The organism is Tolypothrix sp. PCC 7601 (genome assembly GCF_025677855.1).
GTDB classification, from domain to species: Bacteria; Cyanobacteriota; Cyanobacteriia; order Cyanobacteriales; family Nostocaceae; genus Aulosira; species Aulosira diplosiphon.
The window spans coordinates 7,037,335-7,061,364 of sequence record NZ_CP064879.1; the positions used below are offsets into that span (position 1 = coordinate 7,037,335).

Consider the following 24,030-nt stretch of genomic DNA (forward strand, 5'->3'; position numbering starts at 1 on the left):
ATGTTGGACAACCTGCAATTAGAGACATCGAAGAGATTGCAATCAACCTTTACCATACTCTTGTATGACAAAAATCTGTCCGACTGCTTTTATATTTTGCTTCATAACCCGCAACAAACGATTCTCTAAGGTTCGACTATCTTCATTCAGAAAATCAATTATTGCCTTGACTTTCCCAGCATAATCACGATCGCTTTTAAAAATAATTATGCCAGCATGATTTGATACAATACGATGCAAATCTATAAAATCCTGGCGATTTTCCGTAATCAAAATGCGACCCATCTTTGTAGCATACTGCAAAACAACATCGTCAGAAATACCCTGATTTGCTTGACCTGTTTCGTAGGAAGTTAATACATTATATCCCTCTGCTCTGAGTAAATTTACCATTGCGATCGGGAAATTTTCATTGGAGTAAAATTGTAATGCCATCAAACTAAATCATCTTGGGCAATTTCTCGGTCGATTTGTTCGGGATTTTGTTCGTAGTAATTCCAAGCAACGCTTAAATCTTCCCTAGTCAATCCAGGATAATTTGCCAATAATTCCTCATCCGAAGCACCTTGTTGACGATATGCAACCAAAGTCCATACGGGAATTCGTGTATTTCTAATTCGTGCTTTTCCTCCGCAAATTCCAGGTGTAATCTGAATCGGATTTTGCAACATTTGCACGTAATTCAATGCTTGGTCAACTAATTCCTCTGGTAAAGCTGCAATTACTTCGAGCAGTTGAGTCCTCTTATTCATGACAACAAAATCTCTCTCGCTCATTTCATCCTAACTTGAAATTTTATAGTAATTATCGTAGCGACGCTTTTGATTGTCGCAAAGAAAGCCCATACTATTCTTCCGCAAATGGAATAGGGCGATCGCTATATCGTGCAGGAGTTTCTAAAATGTAATTTTCTTCCGCACAGAGTTGACGTAATTCTACAAAAGCATTGGCGAGGGAAGAGGCTTTTTGTTGCTGATGCCAAGCAAGGAACTCTTGAAAAAGTTTTGGTTCTACAATTGCAGCAACTAATTTGTCCTGCTTGAAGATTAATTGAGGTTCTGATGCAATAGCATCAATCACCTCTGGCAGTTTTTGTTGTGCTTCGTCAAGTTTCCAGTTCATCGATAAATAAAAAGTTACTCAGATGTAGGTTGGGTTGAAAAACGAAACCCAACAGATCAAGGTCTTGTTTTTGTTGGGTTAATCTTGATTAAGTTTATGTTGTGATTATTCAATCCTGAATTACTATTCCTTAGCGATTATCTGACTATATTCAGTCACAGCATCATATTGGTCAGCCATTAGCGCACATTTTGCTAATATATCCAAATTTAAATCAGGCAATAAAGTACTTTTAGAGACTTTTATATAGCTGTCACCTTGCAAACAATAAACTGATAATAAACCATCTTCCCAAAACCAAACTTCAGGTACTCGCAAACGCTGATAAATTTCTAGCTTATTAATTCCGCCACTCGTAACAGTTATTTCCAAAATTAAATCAGGAATAGATTTTTTTGTGCCTAAATTATAAGACTCATCTGGTTCCCGTCGCGTTTTGTCTTCCTGTTTACCTATAGTTGCACTTCCCCGACCATAAAAGCGGATATTCTTTGCCCGCATATAGACTTCTAGCAACATCGCCAGAGTTTTTTTATAATCCTCATGGTCGTCAGACAGTGGGGACATAATTTCGAGAATCCCATCTAAATAAGTTAGTCGTGCGCTTGTTCCTGCAAGGGCGACATCAAGCTGTTCTAACTTTTCCCAACTGACATTGTACAGAAGAACGTAGGAAGTCTCAGAAGTCGAAGGTTTTTCCAGGACGGGGGAAGACATAAATTAAACCATACAGTGGCTTGTTTCTATCATAAAACTGAGATGCCATAGATCCAGACTATCTTGATTAATCTGCTATAGTACTCAAAAATGCGAATTCAGCACTCACTACTTTAGCCGCCAAATTTTGATGGTTTTGTCATCACTACCACTAACAAGGGTTTTGCCATCTGGGCTAAAGGCGACGGAAATAACCCCCTGAGAATGCCTATTGAGAGTGCGGATTTCTTCTCCTGTTGCCAGATTCCACAGTTTGATAGTCTTGTCGGCACTACCACTGGCAAGGGTTTTGCCATCTGGGCTAAAAGCGACGACAAAAGGCGTGTCGGAATGCCCTGTGAGAGTGCGGATTTCTTCTCCTGTTGCCAGATTCCACAGTTTAATGGTGTTGTCAAGACTACCACTGGCAAGGGTTTTGCCATCTCGGCTGATGGCAACGGAAATAACCCCGTCAGAATGCCTATTGAGGGTGCGGATTAGCTCTCCCGTTGCCAGATTCCACAGTTTGATGGTGTTGTCAAGACTACCACTGGCAAGGGTATTACCATCTGGGCTGATGGCGACTGAATAAACAAAGCTAGAATGTCCGGTGTTCGCGTAGCGTTCCGAAGGAAGGGTGCGGATTTGCTCTTTGGTTGCCAGATTCCACAGTTTGATGGTGTTGTCAGCAATACTAGCAAGGGTGTTGCCATCTGGGCTGATGGCGACGGAATAAACCGAGTTAGAGTGCCTTGTGAGAGTGCCTATTTGTTCTCCGGTTGCCAGATTCCACAGTTTTATGGTGGTGTCAAAACTACCACTAGCAAGGGTTTTGCCATCTGGGCTGATGGCGACGGAATAAATCAAGCCAGAATGCCCTGTAAGGGTGCGGATTGGTTCTCCTCTTGGGATATTCCACAGTTTGATGGTACTGTCAGCACTACCACTTGCAAGGGTTTTGCCATCTGGACTAATGGCAACAGAATAAACCCCGCCAGAATGCCCTGTGATGGTTCTTTGTAATAAAACTCCGCTTGGTATGCTGGCAATTACAGATATCGGATTAGTCGGAAACAAGCCATAACGAACATAACCATATATTTGAGTTCCAACTATTGTAATAGCAGCACCCACCAGGAATCTTATTCTCCAATTAATATTTTGTCTAAATGCCTTTTGTTGCCCTACTTTTGGCTTTACTGGTGCTGGCGATGTTCCAGGTTGAGGCTGATGGGGTAATGTTGCAGGGAATGATGATGGTGGTTGAGTTACAACTACTGCCTCAGTTGGGTGTACTGGTGAAAGTGATGGTAACGGTGAACTAAAATCCTGTAAAACTTCTTCAGCAGATTGGTAACGTTGCTGATAATCTTTTTGCAGCAACTTATCAAGAATCTTCTGCAATTCGCTGCTTTGTGGTTGTTGCAAATGCTCCCGCCAAGAAGAAACCCACCCATAACCTTGTTGTTCCCACATTATCCAAGGGTGAATTCCACTCTGTAAGTGAAAGCAAGTTGCACCAACACTATATAAATCACTTGCTGGATAAGCTTTACCATTCTGCATTTGTTCTAATGGCGCATAACCTGGGGAACCAATTATTGTTCCTGGGTTAGTGGTAACTGACATGGTGAGTTGCTTGGAAATCCCAAAATCTATCAAGACTAATTTGTTGTCAGTGCTGCGACGAATGATATTTTCTGGTTTGATATCGCGGTGAATTACTTTGTGTTGATGAACCGTTTTCAGGATATTTAATAAATCAAGCAAAACTTCCCTGATTTTTTCTGCGTTGAAAGTTCCCTGTTGTTTTAATTCAGCTAATAAATTCTGCCCGTTGATAAACTGCTGCACTAAATACAGATTATTTTCTTCTTCAAAATACGCCAACAGCGTGGGAATCTGCGGATGTTCTCCTAGTTGTTGCAGTCGCCTTGCTTCTTGCTCAAATAGTTCTGTAGCTTTATTTATTGCCGCAGTTCCCTGTACTCGCGGCGCAAATTGCTTGATTACACAATATTCATTCAGCTTGTCTAAATCTTCTGCTAAATAGGTTTTCCCAAATCCCCCATTTCCTAGTAATTGAATTGGGCGATAGCGATTTCTCAGCACTAGCAAAGGAAATCGGCAGTTAGCGCAAAACTTTGTGGATTCAGAATGGGGTGGGTTGTGGCAAGCTGGATTTAGGCAGCAAGTCATGACTGTGCTTTTATGGGCAAATGCATTTATTATCCCTTAACCACAATCTCATCTTGTTAAAATCCGCAAAATCATCGATAAATTTAGTTTTTTTTACAACATGGGGTTCTCAGCAGCGGGTGCATCCCAGTTTTTATTTTATAACTAGAGAATTAAGCGTCATTGCGAGGAGGAACGACGAAGCAATCGCATGGATTTATTCCTGGTGAGAGATTTTGCGATTGCTTCACTCCACTTCGTTGCGTTCGCAATGACATTGAAAAAAGTGGGATGCTCCCCTTAGCAGTAAAGCTCTTCAAGTTTAAATGTAGGGGAGCCAGTTGCTTGGGCGGGTTTCCCGACTTGAGCAAACTGGCGTTGTGTTGTCGCGCAGCGCAACGCACCGAGATGCAATTAATAATCGAAGGTGCGTTAGCCTACGGCATAACACACCCTACTGGCGTGGCAAGGCTAAAATAGTACTTGCACACCGAGAAGATGATGAGGCGATTCGGGTTCTCTTTAGTCGTCGCAATCCTCCTGATTCGGAAGCAACATGGTATGGGCCAATGACAACTGAAGATGGTACGCCAATAGAAGAAAATATTCGCATTGCCGAAGAAGCAATTAAGCGACGTGTTGAGGAAGCAGATAGAAGAAAGCAAGATTCTCAAGGTTAACGAAAATATGAGCAATATAGAAGTTCGCCAGCAAATTAATCAATATCTAGATGGATTATCTTCAGAACGCCTACAATTAGTGGCAGATTTTTTAGCCTATCTAGCAGATAAAGAAAGTGAAGACGCTACCCAAGAGTTACTGGATATTCCTGGATTTATTGAAGCTTTTGAAAGAGGTAAAAAGGATATTGCTGAAGGTCGTGTGAGAAACTGGAGAACAATTAGGTCTGATGTATAGTGTTATATTATCTGCGGAAGCAGAAGAGATTTATGCATCAGCAGACCAAGCCTTAGCTAAAAAAGTTGTTAGATGCTTTGAGCAATTGGAACAAAATCCTCGGTTTCACCCTAATATTAAGCCGCTCAAAGGTGATTTAGCCGGTTACTACCGTTATCGAATCGGAGACTATCGAGTAATTTATCAAGTGAATGATGAGACAAATGAGGTTATTGTCAATAATATTGCTCATCGACGAGATGTTTATGAATAAGTAAGTTGGTACTAATATTTCAAACTCTGTTAATAAATTCGTAGGGTGTGTTGTCGCGCAGCGCAACGCACCAAGCTATCAACAATCAAAGGTGCGTTAGCCTACGGCGTAACACACCCTACAAATATTAAAATTAATGTTGTAAATAAAATAAAAATCGATAAACTCATGACTACATCTGTAAATACAGCCAAAGTCTACGATGAAATTATAGATTTTATTGCGGCTGGAACTACTCCCCAAAGTGTTGTTAATTTTCAACTTTCAGATTTAGCAAAAGGGCGTTTAGAAGAACTTATTTACCGACATAAAACGGGAGAATTAACACAAGAGGACAAGAGAGAGTTAAATCATTTTCTGACATTAGAGCATATTATGACGCTAGCGAAAGCAAAGGCTCATCAGTATCTCAGTGCGGAGTAATTCTTCAAAGTGTCTAGTTCTTACATTAGTTTAGAGTTGCGGCGTTTGGTTACTAATCGCGCTGATTATATGTGCGAGTATTGTCTTATCTCTGAAGTCAATAGATCCTCTGGTTGTCAAGTTGACCATATAATCAGCGTGAAACATGGCGGTTCAACTACAGCAGATAATCTCTGTTATGCCTGTATTTTCTGTAATCTGCAAAAAGGTAGCGATTTGGGTTCAATTAATTGGCAAACTGGGGAACTTGTGCGGTTTTTCAACCCACGTCGAGACTTTTGGGGTGAGCATTTTCAGCTTAATGAAGCGGTGATTCAACCAATTACAGATATTGGCGAAGTGACAGCACGGATTCTAGATTTTAACGGTGATGAAAGGATTCTGGAACGTCAAGCTTTGATAGCAGCTGGACAATAAGTAACCACGCAAAATTAATTACAGTCATTGCGAGCGCAGCGAAGCAATCTCAACCCTTGCGATTGCTTCATTCCGCTCCGCTCCATTCGCAATGACATTGTGTAATTAATTTTGTTTAACTACTTATCCTTCGCCGTCTGCATTAAAACGGATAAATAAGTAAAGTAATTTTGTGCTAAAAATTGCTTTATTATTTGTAGCTGCGTCGGTGCGTTGCGCTACGCGACAACAGACCCTACGAACTGTCGCATTCTTTTTTCAAATTGGTAGAATGTTGTGCGATCGCATTCTTGACTGGGCATTCTATACTTAGCAACTATTGCTACTAAAACATAGAATTATCCTGGTAATTATACGATGGTCTACCAAAATATCACAGGCTCTCTGTCACCACAAGATATCCAAGAAATTAAAGCTTCGCTACAGACTATCCAACAAAAGCTACCGTTTTTAGTCACTCTCAGTAATGAGGAAAGACGTAGATTATTAAAAATGGGTGATAAAAGTCTGGCGTTTGTCAATAATAGCGTTACTGCTGCTCAGTCAAATCGTGATATTCTCCCAGCTAGTTTTGATGTTGAGGAACTTGTTCGGGATTATCAATTAGCTACTGCGCTTACTGAACTTTTAACTTCCATACGCCAACTCAATGAACAAGTAGATGATACTCTACTGGCGGTTGGTAGTGAAGCTATGACCAGTAGTTTGACGGTTTATGACTATGTAAAAACAGCAGCAAAAAAAACTCCTGGTTTAAAAACTGTGGCTGAACAATTAGGCGAACGCTTTAAGGCTATTAAAAGCAAATCGGCTAAAGTTGCGTCTGATTCGTAAGTAATAAGTCCTCATTACAGCGATTGTCTAGTTGAACAACTGGATTTTTTTATCTCACGCTAAGGCGCTAAGGCGCAAAGAAGAAGGCGCGATTGTGGTTTACATGGGTAAATAATGCTGTAATGAGGCTTTTTTGCTCGTGAACGAGGTTATTTTGCTCGTGAACGAGGTTATTTTGCTCGTGAACGAGGTTATTTTGCTCGTCAGCGAGGTTATTTTGCTCGTGAACGAGGTTATTTTGCTCGTGAACGAGGTTATTTTGCTCGTGAACGAGGTTATTTTGCTCGTCAGCGAGGTTATTTTGCTCGTGAACGAGGTTATTTTGTTCGTCAGCGAGGTTATTTTGCTCATTAAGCAATCAAGGGGTGAGTTAATTGTGGCGATAAGTGCGATCGCTTAGGAATTTACAATTAAAAAAATACCGCAATGCTGGGGGTACGGCATCCAAAAGCTTTCAGTGAAACAGATTTCTGCTCTAGGCTATGCCCTTACTGTGTATTAGATGCAAATATGCATTAATTGCAAAAGTATAGAGATTTACAGACAGCAATTACTAAAAGAAAATTAAGAAATTAGGTTTTTTACCTACCAAAAGAATAAAATAAGAAACGTAACTGGGTATACAGATATCACATTTGTTGTCCCATTTACCTCATATTTAACAACTTTTGAGTACAACTTAATATATTGCAAAATAAGTTAGATAAAGCGTTGCGAAGTGTTACGCATAAAGGGTTTTGTGGCGAGTACAAAAATTCTTAACCCCCTACCCGATTAATACTAGTACCCCTAATATAAAAAGCCAGTACCCCTACCCCAACATCAATTTGCAATATAGTTGCAATGGGGGTTATGGGTTGTGAGTACAACATTAATCAATCCAATAATTTCAATAGACATCGGATAAACTGTCCCCTTGATCGCAACCTGATATAAGCAGAAAAATAGCACAAGGCTCTTTGAACCAGATAGTACCGATGCAACAGACATTAAATAGTATCAGAAATCCTAAAAATGCTACTAAACCGGATTCTGCAAATAACTCTTTGCTGAAAAATCTACTCTCTGGCGATTTTCTTGAGCCATTGTTGAGTGATTTTTGTATCATTTTTGAGCGCGATCCCGCAGCGCGTAATTGGCTAGAGGTAGTCTTCTGCTACCCTGGGTTGCACGCTATCTGTTTGCATCGTCTTGCTCACTGGTTACATCGTCGCAAGGTGGTATTTATTCCCCGGTTCATTTCCCATCTGGGAAGATTTTTAACGGGTATTGAAATTCATCCTGGCGCACAGATTGGCAAAGGTGTGTTTATCGACCACGGTATGGGTGTCGTCATTGGCGAAACTGCGATTGTCGGCGACTATACGCTAATTTATCAAGGCGTTACCCTAGGCGGTACAGGTAAAGAAAGCGGTAAGCGCCATCCTACAGTCGGCGAACACGTTGTAGTAGGTGCAGGTGCAAAAGTTTTAGGTAATATTCAAATTGGCGATCGCGTCCGGGTTGGCGCAGGTTCAGTTGTCTTGCGCGATGTCCCTTGCGATTCCACTGTAGTCGGGATTCCTGGCCGGATTATTTCTCGCAAGCAAGGCGAACCCCTAGAACATGGTAAGCTACCCGATGTCGAAGCCAGCGTTATGCGATCGCTACTTTCGCGCATCGAGCAACTAGAACAACAACTGCAAGAATTCAAAGCAAACACTCACCAGTCAACCGTCAACAGTCAACCGTCAACAGTCAATCACAAATAACCAATGACAAATGACAAAGGACAAACGACAATGTTGCCATCTAGTAGTTATAATTTCCCAGGCGAACAAATACTGCACATTCCCCTAAGCGATCGCTGGCTGATCTATCAACGCTTGCAAGACTTAATGATTGACTGTTCCTGTTTAGCAGATGGTTCTTTAAGGGTGCAAGTCAACAATCGGCGAGAAGCACTACTCATCCGTAGCACCGTCATGCAATTTCTCGCTTCTCGCCAAGAATTAGTAGATTGGTTAGAACGTTGCTGGCCTGATAGTGCTGAATTATGAGTTCTGAGTGCTGAGTCACCGAAGTTCAGATCGGCGGAAGCCGCCGCTCCGACTTCTCGCTGAGTTTTGAGGAGTCGGTAGAATACCAATCCTTGCGATTCCCAAATCACGTATCCCCAGCAGTCATGGATTAAGGTTTGTAATCAATCCAAAATCCAAAATCCAAAATCTAAAATTGAATACGCCAAGATAATTGAGAATCTTTGCAAGTATGCGTAATTAACTCATATAGTACTTCCGAATCATTTGTGGGAAATGACAAATGAGAAAGGTCATAATTTCCGTAAAATCTCACAATTTATAGCGGATCGCTAAAGATTTGGATGTAGAAGTTACTGTTCATTAGGAAATTTTATTGCAGACTGATGGGGTAACGCTTCATGTGGGTTTCCTCCCAGCTACTACACCTGAAATTTTCTTGATATATCTTGGCAATTAAAGATGTGAAGTTACCAAGTAAAGCTAGGAATTTCACATTTTTAATTCATACCGCCATCTAGAAATTAAAAGTCCGATTATGGTTGTCCGTAACAGCGATATAGAATTTTTGAATTTTTTGCATCATGACTTGGAACTGTCCACAGCAGATATTTCTGTGGCGTTAAGACACCGCGAATTCGATAACGGCCCGTTACCTATGCTGCTGTGGCAGTACGGTTTAGTGAATTTAGAACAGCTTGAGCGCATCTTTGATTGGTTAGATGAGCAAATTTAATTGTCATTAGTCATTTGTCATTGGTTATTTGTCATTTGTCATTTGTTATTTGTCATTGGTCTTATTTGTTTCTCTCCTCTGCTCCTCTGATCCCTCTGCTTTCTCTGCTTCTTTACCTATCATCAACTCTGGAAAATCATACTTATTGCTACTTGGAAAACTACTGACTTTCAATGGTAAAAACAATTTGTAAATGATACTAAATTTTGGTTCGCTGTCATACAGATATGTCAAGGGGATTGCCACATAATGAAGAGTCATGAATCGTGTCTATAAGATTCTTCAGCATTTACCGTTCATCCATTAGAAATTCTATCGGCATTTACCATTACTAGCGATTGCAGAGAACCAGGCTAGCAATCAAGAAACAATATTAAGAGTAATTCCCATAGTGAGATGATTGAAAATGTTTGAGATGAATCAACTCCAAATTAATGACACTACACTACGTGATGGCGAACAAGCAGCAGGTGTTGCTTTTAACTTAGAAGAAAAAGTTGCGATCGCTAAGTTTCTAGATGCCATCGGTGTTCATGAGTTAGAAGTCGGTATTCCGGCAATGGGTGAGGAAGAAACACGCGCAATTTCAGCTATTTCTCACTTGGGTTTACAAGCTAAACTACTTGGCTGGAACCGCGCTGTAATGTCAGATTTAAAAGCTTCTCTAGTTTGCGGTTTACAGCGAGTACATATCGCTATTCCTGTTTCTGGTATTCAAATTGCCGCTAAATTTCATGGACAGTGGCGGGTAAGTCTGCAAAAACTTAAAGATTGTATTAGCTTTGCTGTTGATAATGGTCTTTGGGTAGCAGTCGGTGGCGAAGATTCTTCTAGAGCTGATGATAACTTCCTTTTAGACGTAGCGCTTTATGCTCAAGAATGGGGTGCATCGCGGTTTCGCTTTTGTGACACTGTCGGAGTTCTTGACCCATTTACTACTTATAATAAAGTGAAGCGGCTAGCCTCAGCTTTGATGATTCCGCTAGAAATTCACACCCACAATGATTTTGGTTTAGCTACAGCCAACGCACTGGCTGGGATTAAAGCTGGAGCATCTTCAGTTAATACCACCGTCAACGGCTTGGGTGAAAGAGCAGGAAACGCCGCATTAGAAGAAGTTGTGATGGCTGTTAAACGTATTTACGGCCATGATTTAGGGATTGACACTCCCAGATTATTAGAACTATCTCAACTAGTTGCATCTGCATCCGGTAGCAGTGTTCCACCTTGGAAAGCAATTGTTGGCGAAAATACTTTCGTGCATGAATCTGGAATCCATGCTCATGGCGTATTGCAAAACCCCGATACCTACGAACCATTTGCACCGGAAGAAGTAGGTTGGGAACGCCGTTTAGTAGCTGGTAAACATTCTGGTCGGCATTTAATATCTAGCATTTTAGAACAGCATGGTATCTTTCTCAACTCACAAGAAACCCAAACTGTTTTAGATGCAGTACGCCAACAATCAATCCAGAAAAAACGTAGTTTAACTACAGAAGAAGTGTTGAATTTAGCTAGAGAACAGAGGTATTCTCATGCCACCCGATGAAATTGAACTTGACGCACCACCTGCTTTTGAAATCGGCCAAAAAGTCAGATTGCGTAAGCTGATCAAAAACGATGGTACATTTCCCGGTCAAGAAATTGGGGTAGTTTTAGCTAAAAAAGGAGAAGTCGGCTACGTCGCGAGTATCGGCACATATTTGCAGAGATCGTATATCTACGCCGTGCATTTCTTAGAGAAAGGGTTCGTCATCGGTTGTCTCAAAAAAGAACTAGAATCTGTCGAGGAAATTAATGAAAGTAATGCTACGGGTGAATGATGCTGGTCATTTGGTTGTCTACGTCGCTAAAAAAGATTTAGAAGAAGTAGTAGTCAAACAAACAGACGGTGCAGAGGGGAAGATTCTCACTTTAGCTAATGGTTGGGAATTAGAATTTCGCGATATGCCAGACGAAAAGAGTTTACCTCTAACAGTAGAAGCTAGACGACTTGCCTAAAATAAATCATCGGGGAGATAGTAATTGGGGAAGCATCTATCTCTTAATATCATGTCCTACTAATTACTTGATTTTCATTAGGAATTACGCAAGTGTCACATTTTTTTTCGTTTAGGCTGTCCAGGGTCAATGGTCAAAAGTCCAAAAAACCTAAATTTTTGACTCTTGACTCTTGACTCTTGACTCTTAAACCAGAAGATTGGTATACCAGTTGCGTAAGTCCTGGCTATTTTTCATTTGGCGTTGATAATCAAGAATTAGCGAATATCATGTACATTTAAATATACATAATTTAGACCTTTGCAGCAACGCAAAAAGTTTATATTATTGTTAATTTTTCGGACATGATATAAGCATTTGATTGGACATGATAGCACCCGGTTAGATTCAGTTTGAACTACGTTTAATTTTGAATTGTGAGTTGCTGAACATGGGTGAAAAATATCAAACATTATCGGAATTAAACCTTGAAGGTAGATTCCTGGGTTTTGTTGGTGATGAAGTAAAATTTAAATACTTGCGTTTAGCAATTCCCGCCGGGAATTTGCAAGTAAAAGTTCCTAAAGATTTACGCAGTGCTTTACGTTCCTCTTTAATCCCTGGCGAACAAATTCGCGTTGATGGTATTAGCCAATTAAATCAACGCACCGGGAAAATAAAATTCAAAGCATTTCGGGTAAAATCAACTGGTGTTTGCCCAATCGAAAATCTCCCATCTCCAACCAAAGCCAAAATCATGGTTTGCCAGAAATCTGGCTGTATGAAGCGGGGTGGTAAAGGTTTAGTATCAGAATTAGAAAAAACTTTGTGCGATCGCGGTTTAATCGACAAAGTCACAATTGAACACACAGGCTGTCAAAAACGCTGTAGCAGCGCGCCTAACTGCGTAGTCCGCATTGGTAAAAAGCAATACAAGAAACTTCATCCAGAAGCGATCGCATCTCTCTTGGAGAATCACTTAACTTAATTTACAAACATATCGAGTAATGAAATTTTACAGGTGGAAAGGGTAGACTCCCAGTCCGCCTATTTCCCATATAAGAGTGTAATACTAATTTGAAAAAACAATGCGAAAGATTGTAGGGGCAAGGCAGTGCCCAGTGGTGTCAACTTAACGTGAAACTCTCTTGGTTGCAAGGTTTCGCCCTCACCCCCAGCCCCTTTCCCACAAGGTGAGGGGAGCAAGAGATTTAGTTCCCCTTCTCCTGCGGGAGAAGGGGTTAGGGGATGAGGGCGCGAGGTATTTGTACAACGCCTGCCCTATATAGCTTTTAGCTTAAGTTGACACCAATGGGCAGTGCCTTGCCCTCTAGAATATATTGATTGTCGCAAACATTATTTGATTTGGTATAAGATGCAAATAACTCTGCATTCCTGAATATGTTATGAGCCTCAGCACAGCTAAACGCTTTACCCTAGCTGAATATCATCGCCTAGCAGAACTCGGCTTTTTTAAGGAAGGTGAACGAGTTGAGCTAATTAAAGGTGAAATCATTAATATGGCAGCAAAAGGTAAACCACATTCTGTATGTCTTACCCGCTTATCTAGAGAGTTATTCCAACTTGTCAAAGAACAAGGAACTATTAGAACCCAAGATCCAATTACTATTGCTGACAACAGCGAACCAGAACCCGATTTAGTGATTGTACGAAATCGTGCTGACGACTATTTAGCAAATTATCCCAATCCATCAGATATTTTACTTTTAATAGAGATTGCTGATTCTTCTTTAAAATACGACCAAGAAGTAAAGTTACCCCTTTATGCAGAAGCAGGTATTATCGATTATTGGATATTTAATTTAGTAGATAATTATTTAGAATTCTATAGCGAACCTTATCAAACTGCACAAGGTAAATTTGGTTATCGCCGCAAGCTAATATTTTTGCCTAATGAGTCAGTTAATTTACCAAGTTTCACTGATTTAGTCTTGGAATTATCCAAAGTATTTCCTGGTTAATACAACAGCACAACTTACAGTATAATAAGCATTGGTAGAAAGTAATAGAGGAAACTCATAGTTTGTATCAAGAATAATCATTCTTCAAATATTGATACACTTCGGATAGGTTCTCTAGGAATTTCAGGTAATTCAAAATCTCCTAAATTAGCAAATCGCTGCTCTATTTTAGTAACTATGTTTAACGGAATTTCCTGATTTTCTGTAAGAGCAAGAACAAGAATTTCTCTAGCTTCCTCTTCCGGAGAACGTCTATGTTGTTCGGCTCGTTTTTGCAGACGATATTTCATGTCATCATCAAGGTTATATATAGTAATTTTGTTCATCATTAAACTATGTTTTTAGTGAAAATTTATTCAGATATTTGATAGTTAATAATAAGTTAAAAAATGAATTTTATCTATACGACTAATCATCAGGAGGATGCCAACCGCTAGTTGTCCAACGTCTTCGCGCAGCAACTATTACTGGATTATTCATTCGCAAGCAAATAATTGTAGCCCGACCAATGTTAGTTAAACCCTCAACTCTCGTTGCATCAGAACTCCAATTAAAATGGTCAGACCATATCTGTATACGTGGATTAAATAGAGGTGTTATTTCTCCAGTAACAGGGTCTATAGCTTCGGTTAAATCAGCTTTAAATTCATTACAAGAACGACAAGCTAAACATAAATTTTCAAAAGTAGTTTCTCCACCTCTTGAGCGCGGGTGAATATGGTCGTGAGTCATCGGAATACCACTATTAGCTTCACTTGTTAAGCAATAACAGCAACGTCTTTTATCACTAATAGATATTTGATTTCGTAAGCTTTCAGGAATATATTTAGACACAACAATTTACGGAGTTGGGACATGATGTCCTCGCCAACGGAGTAACACAGAAGCTTGGGCTTTACAAAGCATAAAACTGTCAGCTTTGTGACGCAGTTCTATTAGTTCTAACTGCTCTGCCTCTGTAATGTTACCACTAGAGTTACGCTCCAACAGATAGTTGTATCGCTCCATTTCATCTGCTGTTTTAAAATTGCGGACAATTTGCCACAAGCTATTGTCATCTAGTTTATCTAAGGCTGCTAGGTCAGCTTGAAATTCTTCTGGTACATCATTCCATTCTGGCGGACTACCCACCTGTAATGCATGAACAATTACTTCTTCAATTGGACGACGTTGTGCGTGAGCAGTATTAAGTAAGCGCTGATATAGTATTTCTGGAATTTGCAGCGTAATTGTTTCTCTTGCCATTTTATAATTACCTACCCATGCCTTAATATGCCGAAAATTCACAAGAAAATGTGATGCTTTATCAATTTTCAGGTAGTGTTTGCTGTGCTATTTGCTGAACTTGTGCAACATCTAAGTCTAACGCCTGTGCTATTTGTTCAACAGTTAACCCTAATGCTAAAAGTCTAGGTACAGCTTCTAATTTGGCTTTACGTTTACCAGCTTGTTCTCCCTCTTCTATAGCTTCTTGATAAACTCGCGTTTGTTTCAACTCATTTAAGCCAAACATTGCTTCTATCTCCTCTCTACTCATTTGCGGAAATTTATAAACCAAGATTGTTTCTATTAATTCTAATAACTGCTGCTGTGGCAATTGTAAACCTACAGCTTGCTTGGTGCGGTTGATTAACTCTCTGGCAGTGGTAATTGCTATATCTTCATTCTCAATGATTAATTTTATCGTAGCAATACCGATGGGTAGTGAGGCTACATCACCCAATTCATCGAGATAAATTCTTGTTACACGCTGACTGGTAAAGAATTCGTGACAATCTTTGATATCTCCTATATCAATACTCCTACTGGCATAAATCATTACTCCTCGCCAAGTATGTTGAGGTTTATTCTGCCGCAAATATAGAAAGATTTCGGAAATTAGACGCGAGTAAATATCTGCGTCTGGTTGGAATTGGACTTCGACAAAATAAATGGGATTGTTTGTATCTTGAGTAGGAAGAAATACACCATCAATTCTAAAAGCTGTTTGCTTGATTTCAACTGAAGAAAATTGATAGATATTAGCAGTCTCAGGTGGGTTACCAATCAGTTCAAAGAAAATACTGGGAACCTCTTGAAAGAGTCGATAAAAAATGCTGTCGGTTTTCACTCTGAGTTTATATGGACAATTTTTAGAATGTAATGATGTAGTTTATCCTTATCCTTCCTTGGCAATCAAACTTTCCATTGCTTTTTGTAAATCATTGGTAAAGTCTGTGACAGCTTGCTTTGCACCTACACGATTAGCTTTATAAGCTGGGTATCGCTCAGAAATAGATATGGGTTCACCTATCGTAATTTTGACTTTTTGTTTACCCAATTGTGGACGACGCAAGGGGTCATTATTACCTTGAATTTTCTTCACCATATCTCTTAACAATAAGGTGGTTTCAGCAAACCTTTCTACTGAGGGTTTATCTTTGACATAGCTACCAGAAACAGCCACAAAACTCTCAACTAATCGCATGTGCCACATTCTGCGATTTGCTTCTTCGGCAACGCGATCGCCTAAGGCGCGTTCTATGGGAGATAATGATTTCAAATCTTTAAAGTCTTCTCTAAAGATATAATTCCAGCCAGCTTGCTCTAAGCGGCGACAACGATCATTCCAAGCACCTTTAGGCTGTAAGTCAAAATACTGTTCTGATATTTGTAACGCTACATGCATCAATGCTTCTAACCTAGCTTTTAAGGCTTCATTGCGATCGCCTCCCTCATGAGATGCAACCATTGCTTCTGGAAGCTTTTGGTGATAAAAGCGCTTATAAAAGTCTTCCATCAGCGTTAATAAATGTTCTGCCAATGTCAACAGGCGGGGATAAAGGGACTCAATTGTGGCACTATTGCCATTTTCTGAGGGATTTATCGGTAAACCGCTAGCGGCTTCTAATTCGCTGAGAAGTTGTGCGATCGCATTCCAAGGGGCAGAAACGTAACTATATTTCAGCCCAACTGGTACAATGTAAACCTGCTCAGAGCGTCCAGCTTTGTGCAAATCTTCAGCACACCAAAAGCCTAATTGAGCAATACCTGGTTCTAAGGGACTCATAATCTCTGATAAACCATTTGTTGCTCCTTCTGGCGCAGCCGCCATTGGTAATTTGCCATTGGCGAATAAATCCCGCGCCGAACGTAAGCCATTCCAGTCGGCTTTACCGCGTTGGATGGGAGTACCGCCTAAATGAGAAGCCAGCCAGCCAATGTGTTCACCTGCCCACAGAGGAATACCGCGATCGTAGATAAAATGAGCATGAATTGGATTTTGGATTTTTATGTCTTTTGCTCGTGCTACTTTTGGCACAAGTTGCGACAGCAAATAGCCTAAACAAAGAGGATCTTCTGTTTTTGGATGGCGAAATGCTAACAAAAACCGAATCTTACCTTCCTGAAACTGACGATAGAGATCCGCTAAGATTTCTACGTTGTCTGCTTCAATGTGGGTAATCGCTGTTTTCCAGCTAATTATGCTGGGTAATAACAGATGCGCCGCTTGCAAAAGTAAAGGGTTGAGTTTCGGCGGGATAAATTCTAAAGGTGGTTGTGCTTGGTAAATTCCGGTAGTCAAGATATTTTTCTCCTAAATATGGGGGACTGGGGACTGGGGAACTCGGGGCCCCCTCTGGGGATAAGGGGTAATGGGGATTGGGATTTTGACTCTTGTACAGACGCGATTCATCGCGTCTCTCCTGATTCATCGCGTCTCTCCTGATTAATCACGTCTCGCCAACTCAGCACTCACAAAGATAAAGCATGAAACTTGATACTTTATACTTCATACCTAATGGAGTGAGTGAACAAATTGTAGTAATTGCAGCTTTATATTTCATACTTCATACTTCATCCTTCATAATTCATTAAGTGTTTTGGGAAAGGGAATAAACGATGCGACTGTCACAAATGTTATTCGTTACACTGCGGGATGATCCAGCTGATGCGGAAATTCCCAGTCATAAATTATTACTACGTGCAGGTTATATTCGTCGCATCGGTAGCGGAGTTTATGCTTATTTACCACTGATGTGGCGGGTATTGCAAAAGGTTTCCCAGATTGTGCGCGAAGAAATGAACGCCACAGGCGCGCAAGAATGTTTGTTACCACAATTACAACCTGCTGAGTTGTGGAAAGAATCGGGACGCTGGGATACTTATACCAAAGCTGAGGGTATTATGTTTTCCCTCATCGACCGTCGAGAGCAACAATTGGGATTAGGCCCCACCCATGAAGAAGTAATCACGACGATCGCGCGTGATATGATTCGCTCTTACCGTCAGCTACCCCTGCATCTCTACCAAATTCAAACCAAATTCCGCGATGAAATTCGTCCCCGCTTTGGTTTGATGCGCGGACGGGAATTTATCATGAAGGACGGCTATTCTTTCCATGTCGATGAAGAAAGCCTCAAAGCTACTTACCAAGATATGTACCAGGCTTACAGCAATATGCTGCGGCGTTCTGGTTTAGCTTTCCGTGCAGTGGAAGCTGACTCTGGCGCAATTGGTGGTTCTGGTTCTACAGAATTTATGGTGCTGGCGGATGCGGGAGAAGATGAAGTTCTCTACACCGAAGATGGTAAATACGCCGCCAATGTGGAAAAAGCTGTTTCATTAAGCGCTGATGCTGTCACCTCACAGTTTACAGCCTATGAGAAACGCGAGACACCGGGAACAGATACGATTGACACAGTTTGTAAATTCCTCAAATGTTCTCCTACTCAAGTAGTAAAGAATGTTCTTTACCAAACAGTTTATGACAATGGCAAAACAGTTTTAGTTTTAGTCAGTATTAGAGGCGATCAAGAAGTTAACGAAGTGAAATTGCAAAATGAATTAACTAAGTTAGCTGCTAATTATGATGCCAAAACTATTATTGCTTTAACTGTCCCCAGTGCTGAAACCCAACAAACATGGGCAGCAAAATCTCTGCCTTTAGGCTATATTGCTCCTGATATTGCTGATGATTATATTCAGGGTAATCAACAATTAAATTCCCAGTTTTTACGCTTTGTCGATAAAACAGCCGTTGATTTAAAAAACTTTGTGACAGGAGCCAACGAGAGTGGTTATCACGTAGTTGGCGCAAATTGGGGTGAGCAATTTAAATTACCAGAATTAGTAGTAGATATTCGTAAAGCCAGACCAGGCGATCGCGCTCTCCATAACCCTGAGCAAACCCTACAAAGTGCTAGAGGAATTGAGGTAGGACACATCTTCCAATTAGGTACAAAGTACTCTGTAGCGATGGGTGCAACTTATACCAACGAACAAGGGGAAGAAAAACCTTTAGTGATGGGTTGTTATGGCGTAGGTGTATCACGATTAGCACAATCAGCCGTCGAGCAATCCTACGATAAAGATGGAATTATTTGGCCAGTAGCGATCGCACCCTATCATGCAATTGTCACAATTCCTAACATTAAAGATGCTCAACAAATAGAAATCGCCGAAAAACTCTACAAAGAACTAAATCAAGCCGGAATTGAAACCTTACTCGATGACCGCGATGAACGGGCAGGAGTAAAATTCAAAGATGCCGATTTAATCGGTATACCTTACAGAATAGTCACAGGCAGAGCGATCGCTAACGGCAAAGTAGAAGTTGTCGAAAGAGCTACTCGTAAATCTCAAGAAATTGACATTAACGAAGTGATCGGTACAATCAAACAGTGGATTACCGAGGCTATAAGCTAGGGACTGGGAATGCAATTTTGGATTTTGGATTTACGATTTTGGATTGGGTTTCATCTAAAATCCAAAATCTAAAATCTAAAATCTAAAATTCCCAGTCCCCAACCCCCAGATAGGTGACGTAATAAAACTACGAATCTAAAATTAAGGTAGTTACTGCGGAAAGAGACATGGCGACATTGTTGATATAAATAGCCATACTCTAAGTGTTTGGAAACTCCCCAATTAAGTACCGACTTTAATCAGGCTGCTCTTCCCACACAAACCATCTCAGCCCTCAGTCAAGCAGGTTTTGAATATGAAAGACCAATCTAATCGTAATTCTTCCGGTGTAATAGCTGCTGTGTCCGCAGCAGTGGTAGCAGTCAGTGGCGGCGTTGCTTGGCTTACTTTACACTCCCAAAATCCGCCCACACCTTCCCCAGCTTCACAATCATTAACCCAGCCAGGAAAGAACTCAACTGTACAGCCTGGTCAAGAGCAAAGTGCTAATGTCTATTGGCTGAAAGACAATGGCAAAAATTTAGAATTAGCTCCCCAACCAGTCAAAATAGCTGCTACTCAACCTAACCAAGTTGTAGAAAAGGCTATGCAAAACTTATTAGCAGGCCCAACCGAAGGAGCAGAATCTACCACAATTCCCAAAGGTACCAAATTACTAGGTATGAAAGTTAACAATGACGAAGTTCATGTTAATTTATCTGAAGAATTTACCAGTGGTGGTGGTAGCAGCTCGATGATGGGGCGTGTAGGACAAGTAGTCTACACTGCAACCACGGCAAATCCCAACGCCAAGGTTTACATTGAAGTCAATGGCAAAGAGTTGGATGTGCTAGGTGGCGAAGGCGTAGAGTTACAACAGCCACTCACACGTGACCAATTTAAAAATAATTATCCACTTTAATGTCAGTTGTCATTAGTCATTAGTCATTGGACAAATAACAAAGCGCAAAGTCGGAGCGCCGGTTTCCGGCGATGGCTTCTCCCAAGGGGAGACGCTTCGCGAACGCCAACGTCTCCGACGAACAGAACTTTGTAAGAGAGGACAAATGACAAATGACAAACTACTGACTTAACGCTTACCATTCAATAAACGAAAATTATGGGCTTGCTGTTCTAACCTAGTAGCTAGACGATCGCAAACCCGATTACATAATTCAAAAATCATTTCGTCTTCCACCCGGTAGTAGGCGCAAGTTCCTTCACTGCGGCGGCTAAGAATACCTGCTTGCCACATTACCTTCAGGTGTTTTGAGACGTTCGCCTGCGAAGTCTGTGTTGCCTCTACCAACTCTTGCACGCATTTTTCTTCATCCCGTAGTAAGTGCAACAGCCGAAGGCGCATCGGTTCACTTAACAGACTGAAGTATTCCGCTACTTGTTGCATCACTTCTGGTGGTATAGGCAACACTTGTTTCATCAGGATTAACCCGCAAGGACTGAAAATGAGAGAAAAATGACTTGCGTCATAATATAGATTAATACTTAATCAGGGTTAATTCTCATCAAAGGTTGGCCATATTCTACAGGTTCGCCATTTTGCACCAAAATTTCCATGACCTGACCGGATACTTCAGCCTCAATTTCGTTCATCAGCTTCATGGCTTCGATGATGCAGACTGTTTGACCACTGCGGACGCGATCGCCCACTTCCACAAATGGGGCTTCACCTGGGGCAGGCGCACGGTAAAATGTTCCTACCATTGGCGAAGGAACTTCCACTAATCTTTTATCAATTGCTGAGGGAGAATTGCCAGACAACTGCACACCAGAACCAGTGGCATTATTATCCAAGACGCGATTTGTAGCCGTCTCCACTGTCGATACAGCCTGGGGTGCAGCAACTGATGTTAATCCCAAACCAACCACACCGCCTGAAGCTGCTTGGCTGACTGACACCATTTGATTGCTAAAACTTACAGCTTTACGCACTGTCAGCTCAAAGTCTTCGCTTTTGAGCGTGACTTCGGCAATATCTGTTTGTGCAATAGTTGCTAGCAGTTGGCGAATTTCATTAAAGTCCAATGGCACAGTTTTTATTACCTCGACCTGTACGTAAAGAATAATGTTAAGTGTGGCAGGGATTTAATCCCTAAAATAGGGATTGAAATCGGGATTACTCTCAAAAGAGATAATAATTATTCCCTGCCTAAATATTTATCATCACGGGTATCTATCTTGATGCGTTCACCTTGAGCAATAAACAAGGGAACCATGATAGTTGCACCAGTTTCTAAAGTTGCGGGCTTTGTACCACCTGTAGCAGTGTCACCTTTCACGCCTGGGTCTGTTTGCACAATTTCTAAAACCACAGAATTAGGCAGTTCCACTTCTAGGACTTGCTCACCCCAACGAATGACGTTAACTTCCATACCTTCTTTGAGGTATTTTACGCGATCGCCAATTTGCGTTGCGGTTAATCTGCCTTCTTCGTAGCTTTCCATATCCATAAAGACGAATTCATCACCTTCTTTATAGGTATGTTGCATTGTGACTTTTTCTAGAGTTGCTTGCGGTACAGTTTCCCCCGCACGGAAAGTTCTTTCTAGAACTTTGCCACTCTGGACATTTTTCAACGTTGTCCGCACAAACGCCGAACCTTTACCTGGCTTAACGTGGAGGAAATCAATTACCCGCCATACAGACCCATCTAAAACAATTGAGACACCGGGTCGAAAGTCGTTACTGGAGATCATGAAGCTTTCAAATTTTGGAAGACAATCGGCATTTATTGTACCCCTCTAGGGTCGTCATTGGTTATTAGTCATGGGAATTGGGTAATGGGTAATGGGTAATGAGTAATGGGTAATGAGTAATGAGTAATGGGTAATGGCTATTCTCCCCTGCACTCCTGCTTCCTCTGCTCCCTCATCTTCCCTAATCCCCAATCCCCAATCCCTAATCCCCAATCCCTAATCCGTAGTCCCTAATACTGTGGGAAGATAATTTATGGGTTATGTCCAGTCAACAATTTGATGCTGCATTTAAGCCATACCATGTTTAACTTATTAAAATCCTGGCTGAAGAACAGCCTCATGGCAATACTGCTGGTAACAATATTTTTAGGCATAAGTACAGCTGCGTGGACTCCCTCCAGTAGCGCCGCCCTACCAGCTGGGAATGCAATCACTGATGGCAGATCTCTGTTGCGGTATGCACTCCCGATAGATAATGAACCTGTGCGGCAACTGCAAGCCAGTTTAGAAGATATCTCCAACCAACTGCGGGCAAATCGGCGGTGGGGAAATATTTCCAAAGACTTAAGCAAGGCATCACGGTCTCTCGATCAATCCTCCAAAATCCTAGCAAGCGTTCCCGAAGAACGCCAACCCCAAGCCGAAGCTTGGATTAAGGATTTACAATCTGGCGTGAATAATTTGCAGGAATTAGTCAAAGTTAAAGATAAAGAAAAAATCCAAACGGAACGCGATCGCCTCCTAAGCATTGTGAATCTTCTCGAAGAGTCAATGGTCAAGGAATTTCCTTTTGAAGTTCCTCAGGAGTACAGTAACCTACCTCAACTCAAAGGTAGAGCAACTGTGGATATCAAAACCAATAAAGGCAACCTTACAGTTGTGGTAGATGGTTATAGCGCTCCTGTAACTGCTGGTAACTTTGTGGATTTGGTACAACGTGGTTTTTATAATGGTTTAGAATTCACCCGTTCCGAAGAATCTTACTTTTTGCAAACTGGCGATCCCCCAGGAAAAGAAGTAGGGTTTATCGATCCCAAAACTGGTAAATATCGTGCTATTCCTCTAGAAGTCCTTGTACAAGGCGATAAAGCTCCCACATACGGCATCACTCTCGAAGATGCCGGACGTTACCTCGATATGCCTGTTCTGCCATTTTCTTCTTTTGGTGCAGTAGTCATGGCTCGTCCGGAAACTCAGGTAAATGGTGCTTCCTCACAATTTTTCTTCTTCCTGTTTGAACCAGAACTCACCCCAGCCGGACGTAACCTATTAGATGGTCGTTACTCCGTTTTTGGTTATTTAACTGAGGGTAAAGATGTTTTGGACATACTCAAGGCGGGTGACAAAATTGAATCTGCTACTGTTGTTCAAGGCATAGAAAATTTAGTGCAGCCAGCAGCCGCATGAATTAAGGATGAAGTCTGAAGGATGAAGTCTGAAGTAATACTATTTCAGTCTTCAGCTTTCATACTTTAGCCTTCAAGAAAGATTTCCCGAACTCAACACTTGGTCAACTGTAATTGCTAATTCGGGAAAAGTCTGCGATACAATCTGCTGAGAGCAAGTAAATACAGTCTCTTCGTAAAGTCCTTCTTCCAGCAATAAAACCGTAATTTTCGCCATTAAGGGGTCTACAATCCAATACTCTGGTACTTCCAAAGCAGCGTATTCAGAGCGTTTATAGCGATAGTCTCGTTTCACTGAATCTGGACTAACTACCTCTACAATCAACAATGGCGGTGACTGAAATACTAATGACACATTCATCAATTCTTTTGCTTGCTCCAGCGTCACCACAGATAAATCAGTCAATCTAGATTTATTTCTACCTGTTCTCACGCCGCTTTCCCGAAAACACAGCCAAGGCAAATTCAACCTTTTGATTTCTGATTTCAACAAAGTATCCAAGAAATCCACAATCAAGAAATGTTGAATTGTTGGTGGATTCATTAGTTCTAACCTGCCACCCACCAGTTCATAATGAAAACCTGTACCATCATCATAGGTTAAGTACTCTTCAAAAGTGATACTGGTTACTGGTGTAGCGACCATCTCCACTAACTCCTAGACAATATCCTTATCGTAACTGTAA

33 protein-coding genes are annotated in these 24,030 nt (G+C 41.1%); 17 read left to right on the forward strand and 16 right to left on the reverse strand.

Features of this window, described 5'->3' with window-relative positions:
* Positions 1 to 42 precede the first annotated feature (42 nt).
* From HG267_RS28520 to HG267_RS28540, 5 genes are all read right to left on the reverse strand, one after another.
* Positions 43 to 435 (reverse strand): DUF5615 family PIN-like protein, encoded by a 393-nt coding sequence (locus HG267_RS28520; RefSeq protein ID WP_045868747.1) that lies wholly within the window; start codon positions 433 to 435, stop codon positions 43 to 45.
* The gene (locus HG267_RS28525; RefSeq protein ID WP_045868748.1) at positions 435 to 752 is read right to left on the reverse strand and encodes a DUF433 domain-containing protein; all 318 of its coding nucleotides are present in this window, start codon (positions 750 to 752) and stop codon (positions 435 to 437) included. Before HG267_RS28525 ends, HG267_RS28520 begins: the two co-directional genes overlap by 1 nt.
* Positions 753 to 846: 94 nt before the next feature.
* Positions 847 to 1,122, reverse strand: a complete 276-nt coding sequence (locus tag HG267_RS28530; protein ID WP_045868749.1) for a hypothetical protein — start codon at positions 1,120 to 1,122, stop codon at positions 847 to 849.
* 123 nt (positions 1,123 to 1,245) lie between these two features.
* Positions 1,246 to 1,839, reverse strand: coding sequence for a Uma2 family endonuclease (locus HG267_RS28535; RefSeq protein WP_045868750.1), 594 nt, complete (start codon positions 1,837 to 1,839; stop codon positions 1,246 to 1,248).
* 108 nt (positions 1,840 to 1,947) lie between these two features.
* The gene (locus HG267_RS28540; RefSeq protein ID WP_045868751.1) at positions 1,948 to 4,017 is read right to left on the reverse strand and encodes a serine/threonine-protein kinase; all 2,070 of its coding nucleotides are present in this window, start codon (positions 4,015 to 4,017) and stop codon (positions 1,948 to 1,950) included.
* 359 nt (positions 4,018 to 4,376) lie between these two features.
* Here HG267_RS28540 and HG267_RS28545 point away from each other — a divergent pair, with 359 nt between their 5' ends.
* The 6 genes from HG267_RS28545 to HG267_RS28570 all read left to right on the forward strand — a co-directional run bounded on the left by HG267_RS28545 (position 4,377) and on the right by HG267_RS28570 (position 6,841).
* Positions 4,377 to 4,676 carry a DUF6887 family protein gene (locus HG267_RS28545; RefSeq protein WP_235623060.1) on the forward strand — a complete coding sequence of 100 codons (300 nt, stop codon included), beginning with the start codon at positions 4,377 to 4,379 and terminating at the stop codon, positions 4,674 to 4,676.
* 7 nt (positions 4,677 to 4,683) lie between these two features.
* Positions 4,684 to 4,914 carry a hypothetical protein gene (locus HG267_RS28550; protein ID WP_045871057.1) on the forward strand — a complete coding sequence of 77 codons (231 nt, stop codon included), beginning with the start codon at positions 4,684 to 4,686 and terminating at the stop codon, positions 4,912 to 4,914.
* Positions 4,907 to 5,167, forward strand: a complete 261-nt coding sequence (locus HG267_RS28555; RefSeq protein WP_045871056.1) for a type II toxin-antitoxin system RelE family toxin — start codon at positions 4,907 to 4,909, stop codon at positions 5,165 to 5,167. The genes HG267_RS28550 and HG267_RS28555 overlap by 8 nt, the downstream gene beginning before the upstream one ends.
* 168 nt (positions 5,168 to 5,335) lie before the next feature.
* Positions 5,336 to 5,590, forward strand: coding sequence for a hypothetical protein (locus HG267_RS28560; RefSeq protein WP_045871332.1), 255 nt, complete (start codon positions 5,336 to 5,338; stop codon positions 5,588 to 5,590).
* Between the two features lie 9 nt (positions 5,591 to 5,599).
* Positions 5,600 to 6,007, forward strand: a complete 408-nt coding sequence (locus HG267_RS28565) for an HNH endonuclease (protein WP_045871055.1) — start codon at positions 5,600 to 5,602, stop codon at positions 6,005 to 6,007.
* Positions 6,008 to 6,364: 357 nt separating this feature from the next.
* Entirely contained in the window at positions 6,365 to 6,841 is a 477-nt protein-coding gene (locus HG267_RS28570) for a hypothetical protein (protein WP_045871054.1), read from the forward strand.
* Between the two features lie 67 nt (positions 6,842 to 6,908).
* Here HG267_RS28570 and HG267_RS28575 read toward each other — a convergent pair whose 3' ends face one another.
* Complete coding sequence (locus HG267_RS28575; RefSeq protein ID WP_096621804.1) at positions 6,909 to 7,199, reverse strand: hypothetical protein; 291 nt, start codon at positions 7,197 to 7,199, stop codon at positions 6,909 to 6,911.
* A 619-nt stretch (positions 7,200 to 7,818) separates the two neighbouring features.
* On the opposite strand from HG267_RS28575, the gene cysE reads away from it, so the two are divergent.
* The 8 genes from cysE (at position 7,819) to HG267_RS28615 (ending at position 13,557) form a co-directional block, all read left to right on the forward strand.
* Positions 7,819 to 8,592, forward strand: coding sequence for a serine O-acetyltransferase (gene cysE / locus HG267_RS28580; protein ID WP_045871053.1), 774 nt, complete (start codon positions 7,819 to 7,821; stop codon positions 8,590 to 8,592).
* 30 nt (positions 8,593 to 8,622) lie between these two features.
* Positions 8,623 to 8,880 carry an Asr1405/Asl0597 family protein gene (locus tag HG267_RS28585; protein WP_045871330.1) on the forward strand — a complete coding sequence of 86 codons (258 nt, stop codon included), beginning with the start codon at positions 8,623 to 8,625 and terminating at the stop codon, positions 8,878 to 8,880.
* A gap of 517 nt (positions 8,881 to 9,397) precedes the next feature.
* Positions 9,398 to 9,595, forward strand: coding sequence for a DUF2949 domain-containing protein (locus HG267_RS28590; RefSeq protein WP_045871052.1), 198 nt, complete (start codon positions 9,398 to 9,400; stop codon positions 9,593 to 9,595).
* A gap of 415 nt (positions 9,596 to 10,010) precedes the next feature.
* Entirely contained in the window at positions 10,011 to 11,144 is a 1,134-nt protein-coding gene (gene nifV / locus HG267_RS28595) for a homocitrate synthase (RefSeq protein ID WP_045871329.1), read from the forward strand.
* Positions 11,131 to 11,418, forward strand: coding sequence for a nitrogen fixation protein NifZ (locus tag HG267_RS28600; RefSeq protein ID WP_045871050.1), 288 nt, complete (start codon positions 11,131 to 11,133; stop codon positions 11,416 to 11,418). The genes nifV and HG267_RS28600 overlap by 14 nt, the downstream gene beginning before the upstream one ends.
* Positions 11,393 to 11,596 carry a putative nitrogen fixation protein NifT gene (nifT, locus tag HG267_RS28605; RefSeq protein WP_045871049.1) on the forward strand — a complete coding sequence of 68 codons (204 nt, stop codon included), beginning with the start codon at positions 11,393 to 11,395 and terminating at the stop codon, positions 11,594 to 11,596. Before HG267_RS28600 ends, nifT begins: the two co-directional genes overlap by 26 nt.
* Before the next feature lie 430 nt (positions 11,597 to 12,026).
* Positions 12,027 to 12,563 (forward strand): (2Fe-2S) ferredoxin domain-containing protein, encoded by a 537-nt coding sequence (locus HG267_RS28610; RefSeq protein WP_045871048.1) that lies wholly within the window; start codon positions 12,027 to 12,029, stop codon positions 12,561 to 12,563.
* Positions 12,564 to 12,981: 418 nt separating this feature from the next.
* Complete coding sequence (locus HG267_RS28615; protein WP_045871047.1) at positions 12,982 to 13,557, forward strand: Uma2 family endonuclease; 576 nt, start codon at positions 12,982 to 12,984, stop codon at positions 13,555 to 13,557.
* A 77-nt stretch (positions 13,558 to 13,634) separates the two neighbouring features.
* Here HG267_RS28615 and HG267_RS28620 read toward each other — a convergent pair whose 3' ends face one another.
* The 5 genes from HG267_RS28620 to HG267_RS28640 form a co-directional block, all read right to left on the reverse strand.
* The gene (locus HG267_RS28620) at positions 13,635 to 13,886 is read right to left on the reverse strand and encodes a FitA-like ribbon-helix-helix domain-containing protein (protein ID WP_369792184.1); all 252 of its coding nucleotides are present in this window, start codon (positions 13,884 to 13,886) and stop codon (positions 13,635 to 13,637) included.
* A gap of 79 nt (positions 13,887 to 13,965) precedes the next feature.
* The gene (locus HG267_RS28625) at positions 13,966 to 14,391 is read right to left on the reverse strand and encodes an HNH endonuclease (RefSeq protein ID WP_045871046.1); all 426 of its coding nucleotides are present in this window, start codon (positions 14,389 to 14,391) and stop codon (positions 13,966 to 13,968) included.
* Positions 14,392 to 14,397: 6 nt separating this feature from the next.
* Positions 14,398 to 14,802: a hypothetical protein gene (locus HG267_RS28630; RefSeq protein ID WP_045871045.1), complete on the reverse strand. Its 405-nt coding sequence runs from the start codon at positions 14,800 to 14,802 to the stop codon at positions 14,398 to 14,400.
* Positions 14,803 to 14,863: 61 nt separating this feature from the next.
* On the reverse strand, positions 14,864 to 15,667 hold the full coding sequence (locus HG267_RS28635; RefSeq protein WP_045871044.1) for an Rpn family recombination-promoting nuclease/putative transposase: 804 nt from the start codon (positions 15,665 to 15,667) through the stop codon (positions 14,864 to 14,866).
* A 48-nt stretch (positions 15,668 to 15,715) separates the two neighbouring features.
* Positions 15,716 to 17,122: a glycerol acyltransferase gene (locus tag HG267_RS28640; RefSeq protein WP_045871043.1), complete on the reverse strand. Its 1,407-nt coding sequence runs from the start codon at positions 17,120 to 17,122 to the stop codon at positions 15,716 to 15,718.
* 317 nt (positions 17,123 to 17,439) lie between these two features.
* On the opposite strand from HG267_RS28640, the gene HG267_RS28645 reads away from it, so the two are divergent.
* Both HG267_RS28645 and HG267_RS28650 read left to right on the forward strand, forming a co-directional pair.
* Positions 17,440 to 19,245 carry a proline--tRNA ligase gene (locus tag HG267_RS28645; protein ID WP_045871042.1) on the forward strand — a complete coding sequence of 602 codons (1,806 nt, stop codon included), beginning with the start codon at positions 17,440 to 17,442 and terminating at the stop codon, positions 19,243 to 19,245.
* Positions 19,246 to 19,540: 295 nt separating this feature from the next.
* A complete protein-coding gene (locus tag HG267_RS28650; RefSeq protein WP_045871041.1) occupies positions 19,541 to 20,146 on the forward strand; it encodes a GerMN domain-containing protein in 606 nt (201 codons plus the stop codon).
* Positions 20,147 to 20,314: 168 nt separating this feature from the next.
* Here HG267_RS28650 and HG267_RS28655 read toward each other — a convergent pair whose 3' ends face one another.
* The 4 genes from HG267_RS28655 to HG267_RS28670 form a co-directional block, all read right to left on the reverse strand.
* A complete protein-coding gene (locus HG267_RS28655) occupies positions 20,315 to 20,662 on the reverse strand; it encodes an ArsR/SmtB family transcription factor (RefSeq protein ID WP_045871040.1) in 348 nt (115 codons plus the stop codon).
* A 65-nt stretch (positions 20,663 to 20,727) separates the two neighbouring features.
* Positions 20,728 to 21,273, reverse strand: a complete 546-nt coding sequence (gene accB, locus HG267_RS28660; RefSeq protein WP_045871039.1) for an acetyl-CoA carboxylase biotin carboxyl carrier protein — start codon at positions 21,271 to 21,273, stop codon at positions 20,728 to 20,730.
* 107 nt (positions 21,274 to 21,380) lie between these two features.
* On the reverse strand, positions 21,381 to 21,938 hold the full coding sequence (efp, locus tag HG267_RS28665) for an elongation factor P (protein ID WP_045871038.1): 558 nt from the start codon (positions 21,936 to 21,938) through the stop codon (positions 21,381 to 21,383).
* Between the two features lie 54 nt (positions 21,939 to 21,992).
* The gene (locus tag HG267_RS28670) at positions 21,993 to 22,151 is read right to left on the reverse strand and encodes a hypothetical protein (protein ID WP_155539298.1); all 159 of its coding nucleotides are present in this window, start codon (positions 22,149 to 22,151) and stop codon (positions 21,993 to 21,995) included.
* Between the two features lie 87 nt (positions 22,152 to 22,238).
* On the opposite strand from HG267_RS28670, the gene HG267_RS28675 reads away from it, so the two are divergent.
* Entirely contained in the window at positions 22,239 to 23,345 is a 1,107-nt protein-coding gene (locus tag HG267_RS28675; protein ID WP_045871327.1) for a peptidylprolyl isomerase, read from the forward strand.
* A gap of 72 nt (positions 23,346 to 23,417) precedes the next feature.
* Here the strand turns inward: HG267_RS28675 and HG267_RS28680 are convergent, their stop codons facing one another.
* On the reverse strand, positions 23,418 to 23,990 hold the full coding sequence (locus HG267_RS28680; RefSeq protein ID WP_045871037.1) for a Uma2 family endonuclease: 573 nt from the start codon (positions 23,988 to 23,990) through the stop codon (positions 23,418 to 23,420).
* Between the last annotated feature and the right edge of the window lie 40 nt (positions 23,991 to 24,030).